The organism is Planomonospora alba, from assembly GCF_039534085.1.
Lineage (GTDB): Bacteria > Actinomycetota > Actinomycetes > Streptosporangiales > Streptosporangiaceae > Planomonospora_B > Planomonospora_B alba.
The window spans coordinates 1-18,327 of sequence record NZ_BAAAUT010000025.1; the positions used below are offsets into that span (position 1 = coordinate 1).

At 69.0% G+C, this 18,327-nt stretch carries 22 protein-coding genes; 11 read left to right on the forward strand and 11 right to left on the reverse strand.

Going from position 1 to position 18,327, the window contains the following annotated elements; genetic code table 11:
• On the reverse strand, nt 1-321 hold a 321-nt coding region (locus ABD823_RS16460), incomplete at its 3' end, for a hypothetical protein (protein ID WP_344860420.1).
• A gap of 368 nt (nt 322-689) precedes the next feature.
• Here ABD823_RS16460 and ABD823_RS16465 point away from each other — a divergent pair.
• A complete protein-coding gene (locus tag ABD823_RS16465) occupies nt 690-926 on the forward strand; it encodes a hypothetical protein (protein ID WP_344860421.1) in 237 nt (78 codons plus the stop codon).
• Nucleotides 923-1,351, forward strand: coding sequence for a type II toxin-antitoxin system VapC family toxin (locus tag ABD823_RS16470; protein WP_344860423.1), 429 nt, complete (start codon nt 923-925; stop codon nt 1,349-1,351). The genes ABD823_RS16465 and ABD823_RS16470 overlap by 4 nt, the downstream gene beginning before the upstream one ends.
• Before the next feature lie 419 nt (nt 1,352-1,770).
• Here the strand turns inward: ABD823_RS16470 and ABD823_RS16475 are convergent, their stop codons facing one another.
• Nucleotides 1,771-2,832 carry an integrase core domain-containing protein gene (locus ABD823_RS16475; RefSeq protein WP_344860425.1) on the reverse strand — a complete coding sequence of 354 codons (1,062 nt, stop codon included), beginning with the start codon at nt 2,830-2,832 and terminating at the stop codon, nt 1,771-1,773.
• A gap of 656 nt (nt 2,833-3,488) precedes the next feature.
• The gene (locus ABD823_RS16480; protein WP_344860426.1) at nt 3,489-3,905 is read right to left on the reverse strand and encodes a Dabb family protein; all 417 of its coding nucleotides are present in this window, start codon (nt 3,903-3,905) and stop codon (nt 3,489-3,491) included.
• Between the two features lie 113 nt (nt 3,906-4,018).
• Between ABD823_RS16480 and ABD823_RS16485 the strand changes: the two genes are divergently transcribed.
• Nucleotides 4,019-4,660, forward strand: a complete 642-nt coding sequence (locus ABD823_RS16485) for a TetR/AcrR family transcriptional regulator (RefSeq protein ID WP_344860428.1) — start codon at nt 4,019-4,021, stop codon at nt 4,658-4,660.
• Between the two features lie 84 nt (nt 4,661-4,744).
• On the opposite strand, the gene ABD823_RS16490 is transcribed toward ABD823_RS16485, so the two are convergent.
• Together ABD823_RS16490 and ABD823_RS16495 are read right to left on the reverse strand one after the other, a co-directional pair.
• The gene (locus ABD823_RS16490) at nt 4,745-5,407 is read right to left on the reverse strand and encodes an NADPH-dependent F420 reductase (RefSeq protein ID WP_344860430.1); all 663 of its coding nucleotides are present in this window, start codon (nt 5,405-5,407) and stop codon (nt 4,745-4,747) included.
• A complete protein-coding gene (locus tag ABD823_RS16495; protein WP_344860432.1) occupies nt 5,404-6,273 on the reverse strand; it encodes a helix-turn-helix transcriptional regulator in 870 nt (289 codons plus the stop codon). Before ABD823_RS16495 ends, ABD823_RS16490 begins: the two co-directional genes overlap by 4 nt.
• Nucleotides 6,274-6,385: 112 nt before the next feature.
• On the opposite strand from ABD823_RS16495, the gene ABD823_RS16500 reads away from it, so the two are divergent.
• Together ABD823_RS16500 and ABD823_RS16505 are read left to right on the forward strand one after the other, a co-directional pair.
• Entirely contained in the window at nt 6,386-7,084 is a 699-nt protein-coding gene (locus ABD823_RS16500; RefSeq protein ID WP_344860433.1) for an SDR family NAD(P)-dependent oxidoreductase, read from the forward strand.
• 172 nt (nt 7,085-7,256) lie between these two features.
• Nucleotides 7,257-7,577 (forward strand): helix-turn-helix domain-containing protein, encoded by a 321-nt coding sequence (locus tag ABD823_RS16505; RefSeq protein WP_344860435.1) that lies wholly within the window; start codon nt 7,257-7,259, stop codon nt 7,575-7,577.
• A 450-nt stretch (nt 7,578-8,027) separates the two neighbouring features.
• On the opposite strand, the gene ABD823_RS16510 is transcribed toward ABD823_RS16505, so the two are convergent.
• A complete protein-coding gene (locus ABD823_RS16510; RefSeq protein WP_425566620.1) occupies nt 8,028-8,333 on the reverse strand; it encodes an HFCD family protein in 306 nt (101 codons plus the stop codon).
• A gap of 59 nt (nt 8,334-8,392) precedes the next feature.
• Between ABD823_RS16510 and ABD823_RS16515 the strand changes: the two genes are divergently transcribed.
• The gene (locus ABD823_RS16515) at nt 8,393-8,521 is read left to right on the forward strand and encodes a hypothetical protein (protein WP_344860438.1); all 129 of its coding nucleotides are present in this window, start codon (nt 8,393-8,395) and stop codon (nt 8,519-8,521) included.
• 62 nt (nt 8,522-8,583) lie between these two features.
• On the opposite strand, the gene ABD823_RS16520 is transcribed toward ABD823_RS16515, so the two are convergent.
• The 3 genes from ABD823_RS16520 to ABD823_RS16530 all read right to left on the reverse strand — a co-directional run bounded on the left by ABD823_RS16520 (nt 8,584) and on the right by ABD823_RS16530 (nt 11,025).
• Nucleotides 8,584-9,426 (reverse strand): NAD(P)H-binding protein, encoded by an 843-nt coding sequence (locus tag ABD823_RS16520; RefSeq protein WP_344860440.1) that lies wholly within the window; start codon nt 9,424-9,426, stop codon nt 8,584-8,586.
• 54 nt (nt 9,427-9,480) lie between these two features.
• Nucleotides 9,481-10,665, reverse strand: a complete 1,185-nt coding sequence (locus ABD823_RS16525) for an epoxide hydrolase family protein (protein WP_344860442.1) — start codon at nt 10,663-10,665, stop codon at nt 9,481-9,483.
• A 138-nt stretch (nt 10,666-10,803) separates the two neighbouring features.
• Nucleotides 10,804-11,025, reverse strand: coding sequence for a hypothetical protein (locus ABD823_RS16530; RefSeq protein ID WP_344860444.1), 222 nt, complete (start codon nt 11,023-11,025; stop codon nt 10,804-10,806).
• 552 nt (nt 11,026-11,577) lie between these two features.
• Between ABD823_RS16530 and ABD823_RS16535 the strand changes: the two genes are divergently transcribed.
• A complete protein-coding gene (locus tag ABD823_RS16535) occupies nt 11,578-11,976 on the forward strand; it encodes a hypothetical protein (RefSeq protein ID WP_344860446.1) in 399 nt (132 codons plus the stop codon).
• 719 nt (nt 11,977-12,695) lie between these two features.
• On the opposite strand, the gene ABD823_RS16540 is transcribed toward ABD823_RS16535, so the two are convergent.
• On the reverse strand, nt 12,696-13,421 hold the full coding sequence (locus ABD823_RS16540; protein WP_344860448.1) for a TetR/AcrR family transcriptional regulator: 726 nt from the start codon (nt 13,419-13,421) through the stop codon (nt 12,696-12,698).
• A gap of 140 nt (nt 13,422-13,561) precedes the next feature.
• Here ABD823_RS16540 and ABD823_RS16545 point away from each other — a divergent pair, with 140 nt between their 5' ends.
• A complete protein-coding gene (locus tag ABD823_RS16545) occupies nt 13,562-14,080 on the forward strand; it encodes a hypothetical protein (RefSeq protein ID WP_344860450.1) in 519 nt (172 codons plus the stop codon).
• A 79-nt stretch (nt 14,081-14,159) separates the two neighbouring features.
• On the forward strand, nt 14,160-14,708 hold the full coding sequence (locus tag ABD823_RS16550; protein WP_344860452.1) for a hypothetical protein: 549 nt from the start codon (nt 14,160-14,162) through the stop codon (nt 14,706-14,708).
• A gap of 947 nt (nt 14,709-15,655) precedes the next feature.
• Here ABD823_RS16550 and ABD823_RS16555 read toward each other — a convergent pair.
• Nucleotides 15,656-15,952 (reverse strand): HGxxPAAW family protein, encoded by a 297-nt coding sequence (locus tag ABD823_RS16555; protein WP_344860454.1) that lies wholly within the window; start codon nt 15,950-15,952, stop codon nt 15,656-15,658.
• A 160-nt stretch (nt 15,953-16,112) separates the two neighbouring features.
• On the opposite strand from ABD823_RS16555, the gene ABD823_RS16560 reads away from it, so the two are divergent.
• A complete protein-coding gene (locus tag ABD823_RS16560) occupies nt 16,113-16,238 on the forward strand; it encodes a hypothetical protein (protein ID WP_344860456.1) in 126 nt (41 codons plus the stop codon).
• A gap of 894 nt (nt 16,239-17,132) precedes the next feature.
• The gene (locus tag ABD823_RS16565; RefSeq protein WP_344860458.1) at nt 17,133-18,320 is read left to right on the forward strand and encodes a cytochrome P450 family protein; all 1,188 of its coding nucleotides are present in this window, start codon (nt 17,133-17,135) and stop codon (nt 18,318-18,320) included.
• Nucleotides 18,321-18,327 lie beyond the last annotated feature (7 nt).

Consider the following 18,327-nt stretch of genomic DNA (forward strand, 5'->3'; position numbering starts at 1 on the left):
CAGGAGATCCCCAGCAAGCCCATGACCTGGCCGGATGACATTATCGGCAGGCGCAAGGTCGCGGTGCCTGCGCAGGATCGTCTCCGGGCGCGCCAGCAGCGCAAGGTGTCGCAGCGTGTCCCCCGGCAGGAGGCCGAGCAGTCCGGCGAGCACGAAGCGGTCACCGGACGTGAAGGCAGGCTTGGACACCTGGCGCTGCAAGACTGTCAGCTGGTGCCGCAGCACCAAGATCTCGATCTCCTTGTCATGATCGTTTCCCGGCGGCAGCCGCAGGAACGCGAAGACGGCCGTCACGATGAGGTAGACCAGACGCAGCGGCACGACAGATCATCATGCCGCGGCGGTGCAGACCTCACGATCCCGAGACTCGAGGCATGTGATCATCAGCCAGCGTTCTGACCTGCGCGGATGAGTTTCCGGCACCCACACGTCCAAGCGCGGTGGACCGCAGGAACGTCGCTGAGCCGCCGGACCTTCGGCGGCGCGGCACCCCAGCATCTCGGCCGCCTGCGGCATCAACGCGGGCTTGAGCGCGCCACCGAGGGTGACCGCCCAACCGCGGGCAGCCCCACCGCGCCAGGCGGACCCCGCCACGACACTGTCCGGATCCGCGAGACAGCCGGACCGCGACACCGGTGCCCGCAGTATTTCCAACCGTACGGGCAGGGGTCGTGCGTACACTCGAAGACATGACCGCCGCCCATGACTACGACGACGTGCACCACCTCGTCGAGCAGCTGACCCCCGACCAGTTGGTCGAGGTCCGCGCCCACGCGCTCCGGCTGGTCACCGGCCGCCGGACCTTCGTGCCGTGGAGCGAGCTCAGGCGCACCGCCGCCCGCCTGCCGCGCATCGACCACGCCGAGTTCCGCAGCGACGTCGACGCCGCGATCGACCCCGACACCCTGCTCGGGGACGCTCGGTGAGCGACCCGCACAACCTCCTGCTGGACACCTCCGCCATCATCGATCTCGAACGGCTCGACGAACAGCACATCGCAGGCACACTCGGCTGCCGACCGGGTGACCTGCGCCCGGCGGTCAGCTCCATCTCGATGGCCGAACTCGCAGCCGGTCCGCACGCGGCCAAGACCGCCGACGCGCGAGCCGTACGGCAGGCGGTGTTGCAGTGGGCGGAGTCCACCTTCGACCCGATCCCTTTCGACACCGACGCGGCCCGCGCCTACGGGATCATCTACGCGCTCGTGCTGGACCTCGGCCGCCAACCGCGCAAGCGGCTCGCCGACCTGCTGATCGCATCAGTCGCCGCGGCCAACGCTCTTCCCCTGGTCACCCGGAACCCCGACGACTTCGCCGGACTCGAATCCCAGATCCAGGTGATCACTGCCTGAAACGGCCACCGTAGGGACGGCCGAACGGGTCAAGTGGCCATGTTTGCTCGGTGGTTGCTCATATGTCGCGGTTCGGTGCGGCACACGGCGACACAACCCGGCAGGACAAAAAGGACAGTCATGGACAGGTTGTCGTCAGACGGCACGTCGCGGCACCGTACGGCAGTGAACCCGTCGACTTTTAATCCGTAGGTTCTGGGTTCGAGTCCCAGGCGCCCTACTACTCAGACCCCGTCTGATTTGTGCTTTCTCGGGCCAGGCGGGGTCTTGGCGTGCAGCAGGCCGCCGATGTTTGCTCCATGTTTATGAGCTTGAAGGGTCGAAGTTACAGCGCCGAAGGGTAGTGACGACCGGCGTGGGACCGTGTACCGCTTCGAAATCCATCGCATAGAGCTTGAGCTGGGAGTTCTCCGGAGTGGCTACGCGGCTCGGTGGTACTCGTTGATCAGCCCGCCGAGCACCTTCCGGCGCTCGATCCGACCTTCCAGCGGTACGGTGGCCCGCTCGTTGTGATCGGGTGGTCGCTGCGCGCGGGACTGGTGCGGCCGATGCCCGTTGTAGTGATCGGCGTACTCGGCCAGCACCGAGTGCAGGTGCCGTTCGCCGTAGATCAGTATGCGGTCGGTGCACTCGGCTCGTACGGTGCGTACCCACCGCTCGGCATAGCAGTTGGCCCGCGGCGTTCGCGGCGGGGTCTTCAGCACCGTCACGCCCTCGCCGGCGAAGACCTCGTCGAAGACATCGGTGAACTTGGTATCTCGGTCGCGGATGAGGAAGCGGAAGGAACCGGCCCGGCCGCCGAGGTCCATGAGCAGGTTGCGGGCCTGCTGCGCCGCCCAGGCGCCGGTCGGGTTCGCGGTCACGCCGAGGACATGAACACGCCGGGTCGCCACTTCCATCACGAACAGCACATACAGGCGCTTCAAGAAGATCGCGTCGACGTGGAAGAAGTCGACGGCCAGCAGCCCTTGCGCCTGGGCACGCAGGAAGGTCCTCCACGAGGTGTCGACGTTCCGAGGAGCCGGGCCGACCCGTCCGTGTCGAAGCATCCGGCGTACGGTCGCTTCACTGACCTGGTAGCCGAGCCGGACCAGTTCACCGTGCACCCGACGACATCCCCAGGCCGGGTCCTCCCCCGCCAGGCGCAGCACCAGGTCCCGGATCTCCTTGCTCATCGGGGGACGGCCGGACGTGCTCGGATACGTCCATCGGCGCCGGATCAGGCGGCGGTGCCAGGCCAGCGGTGTGCCCGGCGTGACCAGCCGATGAGCCCGCAACCCGGGCGGCAGGAGTCGTGCCAGCGCGGTCAGGACCGCCCGATCGGCCCAGTCCGGCTTGGGCCGGGCGACCTGACGCCGCAGCACCGCCGCCTCATGCCGCAGCACCATGATCTCGACGTCCTTGGCCGCCTCGCTCCGGCCCAGCAACGCCAGCCAGCCGAACACCCGGACCACGATCAGATACAGGAGACGGACAGACACAAGAACCGATCTTGCCCGTACCGCCGCATCTGGTCGACTTGCAGGTCAAGCACCCTGCGACGACTTTTGAAGCGGTACACCGCTGCGGCGGGACTCGGGCCGATGGCGGAGCAGCTCACAAAGAACCTCTGGGTGGTTCCCACGAGGGTCCGTGACCACTTCGGCTGGCACCCCGTGGGCAAAGGCATTCTGCACGACCTCGAGTACGGCTCATACCGAAGCTGACGTGGCTGGGGCGGCCGTACAGTGCTGGAGCGGGCATCTCTACGGGAGCGAGCACGGACCAGGCCCCTGTTTTTCAGAAGGTCGGGTAGCCCGGATGGATCTCCCCTCCGGGTTCCCGCAGATCCGTGCGTAGCAGTCTCCCGTCACACGGCTCTTGTCGTTCTGGTCATCTGACCGCCGGTTTTGCCCAGGCCCGGTGCGTGAAGTGCCGAGGTCGCCGGACCACCTCGTCGCGCATCGCCCGGGGGGACGCCGAAGCCGGCTGCCAACGTGGGCAGCCGGCTCGTTCTGGTGCAGGTCACCACCATGTACGGCGTTCGCACCACCGCGACGGCCAGGAGCCTCGCCTCGTTACTCGCTCCCCCACCACTTCGATGAATCTGCGGCGACCGGCCCCGGCACGGGTGTACGCCACCGGAGCCAGCCGATGATCAGTTCTTGGGATCGCCCTCGAGGCCCGCGCCGAGATAGGTGGGGACGTCGGCCAGCATCTTGTGCGTTTCGGGGCTCAGTTCGTTACGGCGCCGGTGCAGCTCCTCGATCTTCGCGGCCAGCTCGGGGTCCTCGTCGTCACTGATGTCGAAGATGTCGAGTCGCTCGACCACGGGCAGGCCGACCTTGTCGGAGTTCAGGGTCGCGGGATGCGTCAGGTATTCCCAGAGCCCGTCGAGGTCCTCGATGACGTAGGTGGCGCCCCAGTCGAAATCGCCGCCGTGGTCGCGGCCGACGACGAACGACTTCACCGAGGACACCTGCCGGCCCTGGTTGCGGAGGCTTTCAAGCGCCTCCTCCACCTGCGCCGACGGGGCATCCGGCTTGAGCTTGATGCGATTGACGTGGTAGATCATCACACTTCCTAACGACGTAAAAAAATCTAACGTCGTTAGATTAGGGGTGCGGCGACTCGATCGTCAAGCAGGGCGTTACTGTGCGGTGCGACACCGAAGTGAAGTGACGGGACATGCCGAGCAGTACACGACGCGCGCGCGAGCGGGCGAACATCCGCGCCAGCATCGTCGAGACCGCCATGCGCCTTCTCGAGTCCGAGGGCGCCGCGGCACTGACGATCCGGCGTATCGCCGCCGACGTGGAGTACACGGCGCCGATCGTCTACCAGCACTTCGCCAACAAGGACGCACTTGTGCTGGAGCTGGTCGTACGCGGTTACGACCAGCTACTGGCCGAGCTGAGGCGGGTCGACGAGGCATCCGACATCGACGGACGCATAGTGCGGGTCGCCGCCCAGTACGTTCGCTTCGCCGGCGAGCACCCCCACCTCTACCAAGCCATGAACGGCACCGTGACCAGCGCGGATGAGCGTCGGCGCGCTGCGGCGCCTGCCATCGATCTGCTCACCGAATTGCTGGACGCGTGGTCTGAAGCGCACGGCGTGACCCTGCCTGATCAATCGGATGCCTGCGAGATCCTCTGGGGCACCCTGCACGGCATGGCCGCACTTGGATATCTCGGCACCGTCGGGACCGAACGGGCGCAACGCCTCGCCGAACAGGCGTGCAGCACGATTCTTCTCGGCTGGCGCGCCGCTGGGTCCGCGAACGGTCTTCGCGCAGGCTCCTCGCCGAGGTCGGGGAACTCGGGCTAGTGTCCTCCGCGAGTCGGCCGAGGTCGGTGCCGAAGCCGTCGGCTCTGCCGGTGCGGTGCCGGGCGGCGACATGAGTGCCGAGGCTCAGCCTCGGACGGGGTACGGGATCCGGCGCGCGTCGGCCAGGTTGGCGGCGAGTTGCTTGCGCGTCTGGTGAGCGTGCGACAGCCAGGCGGGCTGGCCCGGGCCGCTTCGCCAGGACTCGCTGAGTGGGCTGTTGTCGACGGTGTTGAACCCGAACTCGTCGTACAGCCGCGTGACGAGCTCCACCGCCTCGGGGTGGTCGCTGGAGACCGAGAGGGCATGCCGGCCGGGAGTGCCCGGGGGCCTTGCGGACAGGAAGAGGCGTGGAGCCTGGATGTGGGTGAACGCCTTGGCGACCTTTGAGGTGGGCAACTGCTCCTGCCGCAGCTCGTGCACGGTCTTCTCCCCTGAGTCGATGGTCGGGAAGTGTCCGTCACGCCAGGGCATGTAGTTGTTGGTGTCGAGCACGATCTTGCCGGCCAGCTGCTCCACAGGCATGTCGTTGACCAGCTTGAGGGGGACGGCGGTGATCACGGAGTCACCCGCTTCGGCGGCGTCGGCCGCTGTCGCGGCACGGGCCGAGGGCCCGAGCTCGTCGACGAGGTGCGTCAGCGTCTCCGGTCCTCGTGAATTGGCGATGACCACCTGGTAACCGTGGGCAACGGCTGCGCGGGCGAGCTGACTGCCCACCTCGCCCGCTCCGATGATGCCGATCGTGGTCATGCGTCGCTCCCCTGCGGGGAGATGATGCCGGCGAGCTCGAGCTTGGACTCGTCCTCGCTGCCCGGGACCGCCGTATAAGCGACGACTTTGAGGTCGGTGTCCCCGTCCGTCAGGACGTCGCAGTCGACGCTCACCTCCCCGATGACGGGGTGCCGGATGGTCTTGCGGTCCTCGGCGTGCCGGCCCACGGCGGCATCGGCCCAGAACGCGGCGAACCGGGGATTGCCGGCGACCCTGCTGGCCACCAGTTCGGACACGCGCGGATCTTCGGGGAACCGGGCCGCGGCTCGGCGCAGGTCGGCCACGAGGGCCCGGTCGGCGGCCTCGGCGTTGATCGGGATCACCGGCCAGCTCGTCAAACGGCCGCGGTCCGAGGCGATGGGAAAGCGCAGCCGCACCAGGTTGCGTTCCTCGGCCCCGATCCGCGTGGGTTCGCCGAACAGCGCTGCCCACCTGGCGTTCCACCAGACGAGCTTCCAGTCTGCGGCGAAGACCGCGACCGGAGTGGAGCCGAGCAGGGCCAGCAGCCGTTGCATGCTCGGCGGAATGTCGTCGACGACCCGCTGGTCCTGCGGCGGCCCGAACCCGGCAAGCCGATGGAGGTGGTCCCGCTCGTCCTGGGAAAGCTGCAGCGCGCGGGCCAGCGAGCCGACGACCTGCTCGGAGGGGCTGACGGCCCGGCCCTGCTCGAGCCGCACAAGGTAATCGACGGAGAGGCCGGCCAGCTCGGCGAGCTCCTCCCGCCGCAGGCCCGGCGATCGACGCGCCCTGTCCATCGGCAGTCCGGCGGCTTCTGGCGAGAGCCGATCCCGCCAGGCCCGAAGTGTCACTCCCAGTTGATTATCGACGATATGTCCGTTCTTCACCTCTGCATCCTAAGCAGCCGAACGTCGGTTTCCGTGCTCGCCCGGTGGTACTGCTGGTCCTACTGAAAACCGTTCTCTGGCTGGTCCCGGCAGACTCGGCAAGGCTCTGGGCATGCCCAAGACCACATTCATCACCGGCGCCAACAAGGGCCTCGGATTCGAGACCGCCCGCCGCCTCACCGAACTCGGCCACACCGTGCTCCTCGGCGCCCGCGACGCCGATCGCGGACGCCGTGCGGCGGCGGAGCTCGGTGCCCGCTTCGTCCAGATCGACGTCACCGACGATGCCTCGGTCGCGGCCGCGGCCGCCGACGTCGCGGCCAACGAGGGCCGGATCGACGTTCTGATCAACAACGCCGGCATCACCGGCAGCGTCGTGTCGGCCGAGGAGCTGACCGGCGCGGAGGCCGCTCTGGTGCTCGACACCAACGTGGCCGGCGTCGTGCGCGTCACCACCGCCTTCCTGCCGCTCCTGCGCGCCTCCGGCGCTCCGGCCGTCGTCAACGTCACCAGCGGCCTGGGCTCCCTCGCACTCACCCACGACCCCGAACGGGTCGAGTCCAAGGTGATCGCCCCCGCCTACGCGGCCTCCAAGGCCGCCGTCACGATACTGACCACGCAGTACGCGAAGGCGTTCGGCGACGTCCGGTTCAACGCCGTCGATCCCGGCTACACCGCGACCGACCTCAACGGCCACACCGGCACCCAGACCGTGACCGAGGGAACCGACGCCATCGTGACGCTGGCCACCGAGAACCCCAGCGCCGGAACCGGGCGGATCATCGACCGCTACGGCCCCCTCCCATGGTGAAGCGGAGGGGGAGCACGCACCAGCCCCGCTCGGGCCGGCAGCGGCCATCGTACTGATCGCCGGCGACAAAGCAGGGGAATGGAACCGGTGGTACGGCACGGCGATTCCCCTGGCGGGGAACGCTACGCCGCATACCGCACCGAGAAGGAGAAGGAACGCTTATGAGCGAGTCGTGAAGTTGTCCGACACCAAGGCCAAGGTCCGTGAGATCGACCCCGATTGGGACTCCCCCGAGCGCGTCGCCGCCCGGGAGGTCGGCCGCGAGCGACTCCGGGCGGAACCGCGCGGCGCCCAGCTCGCCGAGATGCGCAAACGCCTGGGCATCTCCCAGAAGCTCCCGGCCGAACGCATGGGTGTCTCCCAGGCGCGTGTGTCCCAGATCGAGCACGGCCAGATCGGCGGCCTGGACATCTCGCGTTCCTACGTCGTCGCCTTGGGCGGCACGCTGGACGTGGTGGCCGACTTCGGCGACCACACCGTGAAGGCCGCCTGAGCCATCCTGAACCCGGACATGGTCAAGGGCCCATGCTTGCTCGGTGTTTGCTCGCCTGTCGCGGTGCGGCACGGCACGCAATGACGCCCGGCGAGCACGAAGCGGTCGCCAGGGGTGAAGGCGGGCTTGGACACCTGACGCTGCAGGACCATCAGCTGGTGCCGCAGCACCTCAGATCTCGATCTTCTTGTCACGATCCCCTCCCGGCAGCAGCCGCAGGAACGCGAAGACGATCGTCGCGGTGAGAAGACCAGACGCAGCGGCACGACAGATCATCATGCCGCGGCGGCGTAGGCCTCACGCCCCCGAGACTCGAGATACGTGATCATCAGTCAGCGCTCTGGCCTGCACGGATGGATTCTCGGCACCCGCACCGCGGCGACCTGGGCCATCAGGATGAAAAATCCTCAAGGCTTCGGCGAGTCGGGGTGGAAGTGCAGGGAGGTTGGCTCAGGTGCTGTTCAGCTGCTTCAGGGCCAAGTGCCGGGGATAGATGTGAAGGCGGTCGGCTCCGGAGCCGGGGGCATGGGGCTCGAACTGGCCGGGGCCGAGTAGAACGTGTACGCCTTCGGCTCGCAACGATTCGACGCCGCGGCGGAACGGGACACGGGAAGCGAACGCCGTGTTGACGAAGGGCAGGACCACCACGGGGACGCCCAGGCCGGGGGCCTCGGCGAGCAGGCCCAGAGCGTAGGCGTCGGTGATGCCCTGGGCGAACTCGTCGATGGTGTTGTAGGCGGCCGGCGCCACGATGATCGTGTCCGCCCGGGGCGATCTGGGCTCGCCGGGGAGCGGACCTCGCGGCGCTCCGGCTCATGCCGGTCATGCTGCCGATGCCGGTCTGCGACACCCCGGTGTGCTGGCGCACCGATCGGGAGGAAGGCCGGATCGAACGCCGGAAGGTGCTCGGCGGGTTGATCGACGAGTACCGCCGAGCCGCGTAGCCGTTTCGGAGAGCTCCCGGCCCAAGCCCTTCGCGATGGATTTCGAAGCGGTATTACAGGGGTCAGCCGGTGAAATCGGCCCGGTGGTCCGCGGCCCATCGAGCGTAGGTGCGTGCCGGGTGCCCGGTGATCTGCTCGATGACGTCGTTGACCGGCGCGGGCTTGCCGACCGCCTGCGCCATGAGACCGAACAGCGCCGTCAGGAACTCGTGGTCCATGAACCGGCTCATCTGCTGCAGCACGGGTTCGGGGTCGACGTCCTCGACGGTGAGCGGACGCTCCAGCGCCTGGCCGAGGATGTGGACCTGCTGTGCCTGGGTGAGCGACTCGGGGCCGGTCAGGTCGTAGGCCTGCCCCGCGTGCCCGCCGCCGATCAGAATCCGCGCGGCCACCTCGGCGACGTCTCGCTCGTGCACCGCGCTGAAGGCCGCTTCCGCGTACGGTGCGCGGATGACGTCACCGCCCTGGAGCTGCATCGCGAACGTCAACGAGTTGATGGCGGGGAACAGCAGCCGCAGGAACGTCCACTCGATCCCGGACGCCTCGATGGCCCGCTCGACGCTGCGGTGATAACGGGCGATCACGTCGGGCTGCGGCTCGGTGCCCGGGACGACCGCCCCTGAGGACAGGAGTACCAGCCGCCGTACTCCGGCCTGGCCTGCGGCCTCCAACAGCGGAGTGAAGTCCAAGCCGTACTGCGGGACCAGGAAGGCGGCCTCGACGCCGGTCAGCGCCGCGGGCAGCGTCTCGGGTTTGGTCAGATCGCCCCGCACGACCTCGGCTTCCGCCGGGAGTCCGGCTCGCTCCGGAGTACGGGTCAGCGCCCGAACCGGCACGTTCGCGGCGACCAGTTCCTCCACCGTCTGACGGCCGAAGTGAGCGGTGGCACCGATGACCAGATACATGAGGGATTCCTTTCGTGTGAAGACACCGGGGGACTGCGGACTGGCGGAGGTAGGTCAGCGCACCTTGCGGAAGAACTGCCGGATGTCCTGGACGAGGAGATCGGGCGCGTCGTGTGCGGCGAAGTGTCCGCCCCGGTCGTAGACGTTCCAGGAGATGATGTTCTTGTGGTCGCGGTCGGCGAACGTCCGGATCGACTGGTAGTCCCAGGCGAAATTGGCCAGCCCGAGGGGCACGGTGGTCGGCTCGGGCACGATGGCCCCCCGGCCGTTGGACTTCTGCCGGGCGGGGGCGGTCGCCGCGTCCTCGCAGTAGAACCGGGCGGCGGAGGCGGCGGTGTTGGTCAGCCAGTAGACCATCACGTTGGTGAGCACGTAATCCGGGTCGAGCGAAGGGCCGAAGAGCTGGGCGTGCCAGCCCAGCAGGCCGGCGGGAGAGTCGGCCAGAGCATGCGCCAGGTTCTGCGGCTCGGTGGACTGGAGCTTGTCGTAGGCGCCCCGGTTCTGGGTGAACCACTCGGCGAACGCGAGCTTGCCGCGCTCCTCCTCGCTGAGTCCGCCCAGCTCGGCGGGGTCACCCGAGGGGAATGAGAAGACCTGCGTCACGTGCACGCCGCACACGTGCTCGGGGTCGGCCCGGCCGACCTCGGGCGAGATCAGCGATCCGCCGTCGTTGCCGGCCGCGCCGTAGCGGTCGTATCCGAGCCGGCGCATCAGCTCGGCCCAGGCCCGGGCCACCCGGTACCGGTCCCAGCCGCGTTCCCGGGTCGGCCCGGAGAAGGCGAAGCCCGGCACCGACGGAATGACCAGGTGGAACGCGTCCGCCGGATCGCCGCCGTGGGCCCGGGGGTCGGTGAGCGGGCCGATCACGTCCAGCCATTCGACCACCGAGGTCGGCCAGCCGTGGGTCAGGATCAGCGGTGTCGCGTCCGGCTCCGGCGAGCGTACGTGCAGGAAGTGGATGTTCTGGCCGTCGATCTCGGTGGTGAACTGCGGATACGCGTTCAACCTGGCCTCCCAGGCGCGCCAGTCGTATCCCGTGCGCCACCGCTCGACCAGCTGCTTGACGTAGCCGACCGGGACGCCGTACTCCCAGCCGGGTGGCACCGGCCCGGCGGGCGCCGGCTCGCCGGCGGGAAGCTCCTCGGCCCACCGGGTCCGGGCCAGCCGCTGCTGGAGATCGTCGAGGTCGCTCTGGGGGATCTCGATCCGGAACGGGGTGATCGTGCTGTCGTTCGTCATGGCTTCACCATAGGAACCGAATAGGCAAGGTTCGTTCCTAATAGCTGTGCAGACTTAGAGATGGCGGAAACCTCGGCACGGCTTGTACCGATTCAAAATTCATCGCGTAGATCCTGAACTGGGAGTTCTCCAGGGCGGCTACGCGGCTCGGTGGTACTCGTTGATCAGCCCGCCGAACACTCTCCGGCGGCCGATCCGGCCTTCCAGCGGCACCACGGTCCGCTCATCGTGATCGGGCAGCCGCTGCGCACGGGACTGGTACGGCCGGTGGCCGTTGTAATGAGCGGCACACTCGATCAGAACGGACCGTAGGTGCCGCTCGTTGTAGGTCAGCATGCGGTCGGTGCGCTCGGTCCGCACAGTGCGGCCCCACCGCTCGGCACAGCAGTTCGCCCGCGGCGTTCGCGACGGAGTCCTCACCAGCACGCCCGCGCCGGCGAAGACCGCGTCGAAGACAGCGGTGAGCTCGGTGTCTCGGTCGCGGATGAGGAAACGGAAGGGACCTGACCCGGTCGCCGAGGTCCACGAGCAGGTTGCGGGCCTGCTGGGCCGTCCAGGCACTGGCGGGGTTGGCGGTCACGCCGAGGACGTGCACGCGCCGGGCTCTCCCGCGCCAGGCTCAGCGCCAGGTCTCGGATCTCCTTGCCCGTCCTCGGGCGGCCGGACCGGCTCGGGTACGTCCACCGATCTCGGACCAGGCGGCGGTGCCAGGCCAGCAGGTTGCCCGGCGTCACCAGCCGATGAGCCCGCGACCTCTGCGGCAGGAGTCGCGCCAGGGCAGCCGGAACCGCCCGATCGGTCCGGTCCGGCTTCGGCCCGGACGACCTGACGCCGCAGCGCTTCAGATCGCCCCCTCCGCAGCCGCTACCGCTCCCCGGCGAGCCCAGGTCACCCCGGGCGGACGCGATCATCGTGGCGCCGGCCACCTACAACACCATCGGCGAGTTCGCCCGGGGCATCGCCGACACCTACGCCCCGGGCCTGCTCGCCGAGGCCCCCGGCCTGGGCATCCCCCGTGATGGTCCTGCCCTTCGTCAACACCGCTCCCACCGCCCGCGCCCCGTTCCGCCGCAGCGTCGAACGACTCCATGCCGAAGGTGTGCGCGTCCTTCCCGGTCCCGGTCGATCCGAGCCCCACGCCCCCGGCTCCGGGGCCGACAGCACCGGCGCCTACCCCTGGCATCCGGCTTTGAGCAGCCTCAAGAACCCCGCACGGAAAGACCGAGAATCTCGCGACAGGGATTCAAGGAAGAAGACCCTTCGGGTGGGCGGCCGCGGCCGCAAGACCAGGAGCCTCCCCGAGCTCAGTGACGCCGGCGCCCGGCCTCCGGCATGGGCATCGCCGGACTGTTCTTATGCCGAACTGTTCTTGTGAGCTGTCAAACGGCGGCGCGGCGCGCCGCCGTACCCCGGCCCTCTGCCGCCCGCCGTCCGGGCGTGCGGCCTGGGCGCCGGTCCCGGCCGGCGGAGCCCCGGACCGTCTCCGCACCGCGCGCCCGCCGCACCACACCACCGCGCCGACCACCGGCACGCCACCGCCCGACGTGCCACGCAGCCGCCCCGCCGTGATCAGATAGCTGAACCTCCGGAAGGCTGAATCCACATGACCAGACGGGCTATACGCGCTCTCGCCGCTCCCGCAGCTCTGCTGACCTTGATGGTCACCGGCGCGTCCACCCCCCTCGACTCCTGGGTGTCGGAAGCGGAATACGAAGCCATCTGCCACCCTTACGAAACCGAACGCGGCGCGGAAGGGAACCGGCGCTATGCCGACGACACCTCCGCGCCCGTAGTACCGCCCCGGCCTGGAGCGGCCAGAGTGCGGAACATCGTTCTCTGCACGACGATCAACCGTTGACCTGCGACCAGACGCGTCATGCCTCCGGCGGGGGCGCTCCGACTCCGCGATCCGATCCGACGCCCTCCCTGCCGGAGGTGCTGCGTCCTCCGGAGGCGACAGCGACGACGGCGACCGGAGGCGACACGATCCGGAATCCGGGCACAACGAGCAGTCCGGGAGAGGGGAGGCCCTACTCGGACAGTGCGGGGGTCCGGCGCGGCTCCGCGTCGGCCGGTGGGCGGGGGGCGGTGAGCCGGGCTTCCAGGCCGTCGAGGAGTGCCTGCAGGCCGTATTCGAAGGTCCGCTCGGGGGCGGCGGCGTAGTCCGCGGCCATCGGGGTCTCGATACGGGCGCGCAGCCGAGGGAATTCCAGGGCGACCTCGCGTGCCTTGGCCATCGTGTCCTCGACGACGGCCGCGGCGTCCGCGCCGTCCCTGCCCAGCCGCCGAATCAGGGAGACCATGGCCGAGGCGCCCAGGACGTTGCCCAGGACGAAGGTGAAGACGGCGGCGGCGGCGGAGTCGGCCTGCGCCCCGGTGAAGCCGGCCGCCTCGTAGACCGCGAGGCTGCGGTCGTCGTAGCGTGCCTTGCCCGGGCCGTGGAAGAGGTGGGAGCCGAAGGCCTGCACCAGCCACGGGTGCCGGCCGAGCATCGCGTGCAGGCCGGTGGCCAGCGTGACGGCTGCGGCGCGCCAGCCGGCCGCGTCGGGGTCGGGCAGGTCGATCTCGTCCCAGACCCGGTCGCCGGCCAGGGCGATGAGGTCGTCCTTGTTCTTGACGTGCCAGTAGACCGCGGTGGCGGCGGCGCCCAGCCGCCTGCCCAGGCTGCGCATGTTGAGGCCGTCCAGGCCCTCGTCGTCGAGCAGCTCGATCGCGGTCCGGACGATCTGCTCCTTGGTCAGGGTCTCGCGCGGCATGGGCTCACGATAGGCCACCCCACCCTCCTTGCACAAAGTTCAAGAGATGGCTTGCACTTAGTTCGAGAAGCGGGTTACCGTCCTATTGAACTTAGTTCAAATCGACGGGGTGCCGGAGGGCGCCCGCGAAGGAGACCCACGTGAACGCTCTCACCACCGTCATGCAGCTGCTCGTCGCCGTGGCCTTCCTGAGCATCCCCCTGGTCCGCCACCGCTACGGAGCCGCCGCGACCGCCCGCGCGCAGGCGGAGCTGGCCCGTCAGGGCGTGCGGACCACGGTCCTGGCCGAGAACGGGATGAGGTTCGACGCGGGCGGCCACGAGACCGCCGCCCCGGCCGCGGTCGCGGCGGTGATGGCGGCGCTGGCCGCGCTCAACCTGTCCGGCGGCGACTGGGCCCGACCCCTGACCTTGGTCTTCCAGGCGCTGGTCCTGGTCGTGAACTGCCTCATCCTGTACAGCCAGCTGACCGCCGCGACGTCCGTGCAGGCCGCCTTCCGGCGCAATGGCGACCCGATGCTCGCCCGCATCGACGTGCCCGCCCTGCTCAAGGCGGCCGAGGGCGGCTTCCCCTCCTGGACATGGACCCTGCAGAACGTCCGGCACGCCGTGGTGTTCGGCGCCTCGATCCTCGCTCTGGCCGCCGCGGCCCTCGCCTGACACCGCCTGCCCTCTCACGCGGAGCCGCTTCGCCCGCTCCGCCGCCGAACCCGTCGACCAGGCACCCCGGAGGTCCACCATGCCGGTACCCGTCGCCATCGCCGTCACCTTGCAGTTCCTGCTCGCCGCGGCCTTCCTCATCATCCCGATCACCGTCTGGATCACCGGAGGCGCGGCCCAGCACGCTGCCGAAACAGAGGTCGTCAGGCAGGGCCACCCCGCAGCGGTCCTCGTGCGGCACGGGATCAGGTTCAAAGAGGAGCGCTGGGAGTTCGCGCTCGCGCTCGGCATCGCCGCGGTGATGGCGACGCTGGCTTGGCTCAACCTCACCGCCCACCGAAGCGGCCGCATCCTGTCCTGGATCATCGAACCGGTCGTCCTGCTCGCCGCCGGCACGGTCACCGCCGGCCAGGTGTTCGCCGCCCGCTACACCCAGGCCGCCTTCGCCCGGTCCGACGACCCCGCCGTGCGCGACATCGACACCCATGCCGTGATCGCCGCCGCGAGTACCGAGTTCCCTTCCTGGCTGCGCCCGCTGGTCCTGACGCGCTTCGCGCTCACGACTCTGGGCTCGCTCCTCGTCATCATCCTGCTGGCCACCCCGGAAGCCGGCACGCACTTCCCCTGATGGGCGTTTCGGGCGCGATCAGCGTTTCCTCGGCTCAGGGACACCTTCCGGGCAGGCGAACAGGGTGATCGGCAGTCCCCCGGCGTGATGACGAACGTGAGACTGCGGGTACGGGAAGTTCATTCACCCAGATCAAACGGAGAGACGGCCAGCTTCCATGATCGGTTGCGCGCTGAAGACGCCGGAACCGATCACTGCACGGTCCCCCGGTCCTGCCGGAGGGCGATTCGTCTTCGCCGGGACACATAGGGGCCGGGTCCGGCACTGGTAGGAGACGGCGGCGGCCGGCGCCCAGCCGTATCCGCCCCAGCCGTATCCGCCGCACCGCGGAGGGCGCCGCGTGCGGCGCGGGACACCGCCGGCCCGACACCCGCGAGGGTGCGCCCGGTCGCACCGGGGACAGAGGCCGGCACCACGGCGGGCATGCGCCGGCGCGGTGGCCGTGAACAGGGTTCCCACGACGGCCAGGCACAACCGCCCGGCGAATGTCACTCCGCCGCCGTGGCGGTCGGTGACGGGGTCAGGGCCAGCTGAATCAGGTCGAGCAGCGCTCAGCAGCCGCCCGTCAGGGCCACGTCACGCTCCACACGCCGACCGACACGGCGCCAGGAGGCACCCGCGCGCCCCACGGGCGCACGGTCGCCACCGCGACCACGGATCCGGCGAGCAGCACCGCCGCACCCGGCCACGTGACGTCGGGCAGGCCGAGGTCCGGGAATCCCCGGGGAATCCGGATCCGGCGTCGCGGCCCATGCGGCCGACGGCGGAACCGCTCCGACCGAGTACGGCCGGCATCCTGCAACCGCGACATGCGGCTGCCGGAGGGCACAGCCATGGCCTGGCGCGGGCGACCGCCGACGACCGGGACTTCACCTACTCTGCCGACGGCCGCCTGACCACCGCGTTCGGCCCGCGCTCCCACCGTTTCCGGGAAGGGCCGATCCGCCCTATGCCTTCTCGCGGTGGACGTCCTCGCGGTGGACGTCCTCGCGGCGGACGCTCTCGCGATGGACGTCCTCGATCACCATCGCCTGGCGCGGAGCATCGAGGACCACGTCGGAGAAGACACCGAACGCGAAGATCAGGATTCCACCGAGTACACAGATGCCGATCCCCGTCCACAGGAGCGCCCAGTTCGGGCCGAGCGTGAGCGCCACTCCGCCCACGGCGAATCCGGCTGCGACCACCGATACGGCGAGCCATGACTTCGGCCGCCCCCAATGACTCGCTTGCCCACCGGCCATCCGCACTCCTCCTCATCTGGATTCGCTGCGTGCAGCTACTTCGATGATGCGCCTGGAGCGGACGATGGGAAACGCGATAGAGAAACCGCCCCGGGATCCCATCGCACAGATTCGTGCTGGTCGGAAGAGTGTCCGCCGCCCAAGGCCAAAACATGATCACATGCAGATCACCGACGAGTCAAGGGCGCATTTCGCGCATCATCCGATTCATCTATCACAGATGCCGGCCGATGACCAGAGTGACGCACGTCACATTGACTTCATCGGTGCCACCGATATCTCATGACGATCATCACGAAATGAGGAGAAACCACCGCCGATCGGTCACGGAGTCGACGTATGCGCATTGATGTCCAGGCTCGATTCCGCACGGAGTGAGGCACCCGCACAAGAGGTTTCTCCTGCTCATCCATGGATTCTCGGCAATCCCGGAGGCTCATGATGAAAACCAACGCACCATCCGCCGGTGTTCCTTTCGCTCGAACCGGCGCCTCCGATCCGCTGTCGCGGTGACGCCGGGCGCGTCGTCGCCCTTGGCGCCTCGGCGCGATCCGCGCGGTGCCGGGCACCCGCGGGCACTCCACCGGGTGGGCCCGCTCCACACGGTCCGCCGCTCCCGCCGGCCGACTCCGGCCGGGGCCGTCCGCGTCCCGGAGAGACCCGCCGCCCGGCGCTCCTGCCCCGGCATCCGGAACACAGCCTGATCCACCCGGCGGTTCCTCGACTCACGACCAACTCACAGGGGGAAGACTTGGTCGCCATCGCCATCGCCACTCGGCGGCAAGGGGCATCCGGCGCCCCTATCCGTTTCCCGCGGGGAAGGACTGCGTCCCGTCGCCCGCCATACGCCTCCGGCGCGGGCCGTCACTCATTGCGATCAGTTGGCGTCGCCACCCCGCCCCGGCACGAAGAGCCGTGAGGCAGGGAAATCCACCGTCCGGCACATCTGAGCGGGATCTGGATACGGGTCGGGATGCCCATGTCCTTGAACACGGCTCCGATGCCCGGCACAAGTCCGTCTCGGCACGGGAATGGAGTCCGCCCTCACCGAGGACGGATCTCCTCCTCCACGCCCCCGGGCCCCGTCGCACCCGCCTTCAGCAAATCGAACAGACCGCGCGCCGAGCCTGCCGCCCCATGATGCCATGGCGGTTCGCTTATGGCATTCGGAGGTTTCCACATGCCACTATCCGCCACCCTCGACGACTTCATGATCGACCCGTACTCGATTTATCGGGACATGAATTCGAGGGCGCCGCTGACCGAGATCGGTCCCGCCGAATTCGTCGTGACCGATCCCGCGCTGATCCTCGAGATACTCGAGAACCACGACAAGTTCACGAGCGTCCACAATCTGGAAGGCCAGGTCCCGGTCTGCGACGAGGCGCGAGCCGTTCTGGAGAAGACGCTGTTCTACCGGGGCGCGCTCTTCAACGAGACACCGCCGGCGCACTCCGCCTTCCGCAAGACCTTCATCCGGCCGTTCACCCCCGCCGCGGTGGAGAGACTGGAGCCGAGGATCCGCGAGCTGGCCGCCGGCATGTGCGGTGACCTGTCCGGCAGGCGCACCTTCGACGTGATGCAGGAACTGGCCTTCCCCCTGCCCATCAAGATCGTTTCCGACATCATCGGCATCCCGGAGGACGACCGGCAGCAGGTCAAGCAGTGGAACGACATGTGGATCGCGCTGCAGGTGGCCCCGCTGCCGCCGGAGGCTCAGGTGGGCGCCGCCATGGCGGTGCGCACCTACGAGGACTACGTGCGCGGCCTGATCGAGGAGATCCGGACCGAGCGTCGCCCGAGTCTCATCCTCGACATGGCGGAGGCCATCGGCACGCCGGGCGCGGTGCACGACGTGGACGACATCATCGTCGCCATCAGAGTCATGATCGCCGCGGGGCACGAGACCACTTCCGGGTTGATCGGCAACGCGGTCAACCGGCTCATCGAGACCGGCCGCTGGGCCGAACTCGCCGGTGGCCCTGACGCCATACCGGCGTTCATCGAGGAGACGCTGGCCGCCGACCCCTCGGTACAGAGCGCGCCGCGGTCGGTCGAGGAGGAGACCGAGATCCGCGGCATCACCGTTCCCGCACGTGCCCGGCTCCACCTGGTGATCGGCGCGTACCCGATGCTGACCGCCCGGAACGACGTGGACGGGGCCGCCGCCCACAAGCACATCGGATTCGGACACGGCATCCACCGCTGCGTGGGATCCCACCTGGCCCGGACCGAGGCGCGCGTCGCGCTGGAGACGTTGCTGAGGGCCGTTCCGGCGGCACCGCGCTTCGACGAGTCGGCGCCACCGGTCCGCCTGCCCGGCGGCTTCGTCTTCCGCAGTTTCAGTTCGCTACCCATCTCCTGGTGAGGAAGTC

Excerpts from the sequence above, each read along its gene's own strand:
- ABD823_RS16465 (WP_344860421.1), top strand. The coding sequence starts at position 690 with ATGACCGCCGCCCATGACTACGACGACGTGCACCACCTCGTCGAGCAG.
- ABD823_RS16480 (WP_344860426.1), bottom strand. The coding sequence starts at position 3,905 with ATGATCTACCACGTCAATCGCATCAAGCTCAAGCCGGATGCCCCGTCG.
- ABD823_RS16485 (WP_344860428.1), top strand. The coding sequence starts at position 4,019 with ATGCCGAGCAGTACACGACGCGCGCGCGAGCGGGCGAACATCCGCGCC.
- ABD823_RS16490 (WP_344860430.1), bottom strand. The coding sequence starts at position 5,407 with ATGACCACGATCGGCATCATCGGAGCGGGCGAGGTGGGCAGTCAGCTC.
- ABD823_RS16500 (WP_344860433.1), top strand. The coding sequence starts at position 6,386 with ATGCCCAAGACCACATTCATCACCGGCGCCAACAAGGGCCTCGGATTC.
- ABD823_RS16515 (WP_344860438.1), top strand. The coding sequence starts at position 8,393 with ATGCCGGTCATGCTGCCGATGCCGGTCTGCGACACCCCGGTGTGCTGG.
- ABD823_RS16520 (WP_344860440.1), bottom strand. The coding sequence starts at position 9,426 with ATGTATCTGGTCATCGGTGCCACCGCTCACTTCGGCCGTCAGACGGTG.
- ABD823_RS16525 (WP_344860442.1), bottom strand. The coding sequence starts at position 10,665 with ATGACGAACGACAGCACGATCACCCCGTTCCGGATCGAGATCCCCCAG.
- ABD823_RS16540 (WP_344860448.1), bottom strand. The coding sequence starts at position 13,421 with ATGCCGCGCGAGACCCTGACCAAGGAGCAGATCGTCCGGACCGCGATC.
- ABD823_RS16550 (WP_344860452.1), top strand. The coding sequence starts at position 14,160 with ATGCCGGTACCCGTCGCCATCGCCGTCACCTTGCAGTTCCTGCTCGCC.
- ABD823_RS16555 (WP_344860454.1), bottom strand. The coding sequence starts at position 15,952 with ATGGCCGGTGGGCAAGCGAGTCATTGGGGGCGGCCGAAGTCATGGCTC.
- ABD823_RS16560 (WP_344860456.1), top strand. The coding sequence starts at position 16,113 with ATGCAGATCACCGACGAGTCAAGGGCGCATTTCGCGCATCATCCGATT.
- ABD823_RS16565 (WP_344860458.1), top strand. The coding sequence starts at position 17,133 with ATGCCACTATCCGCCACCCTCGACGACTTCATGATCGACCCGTACTCG.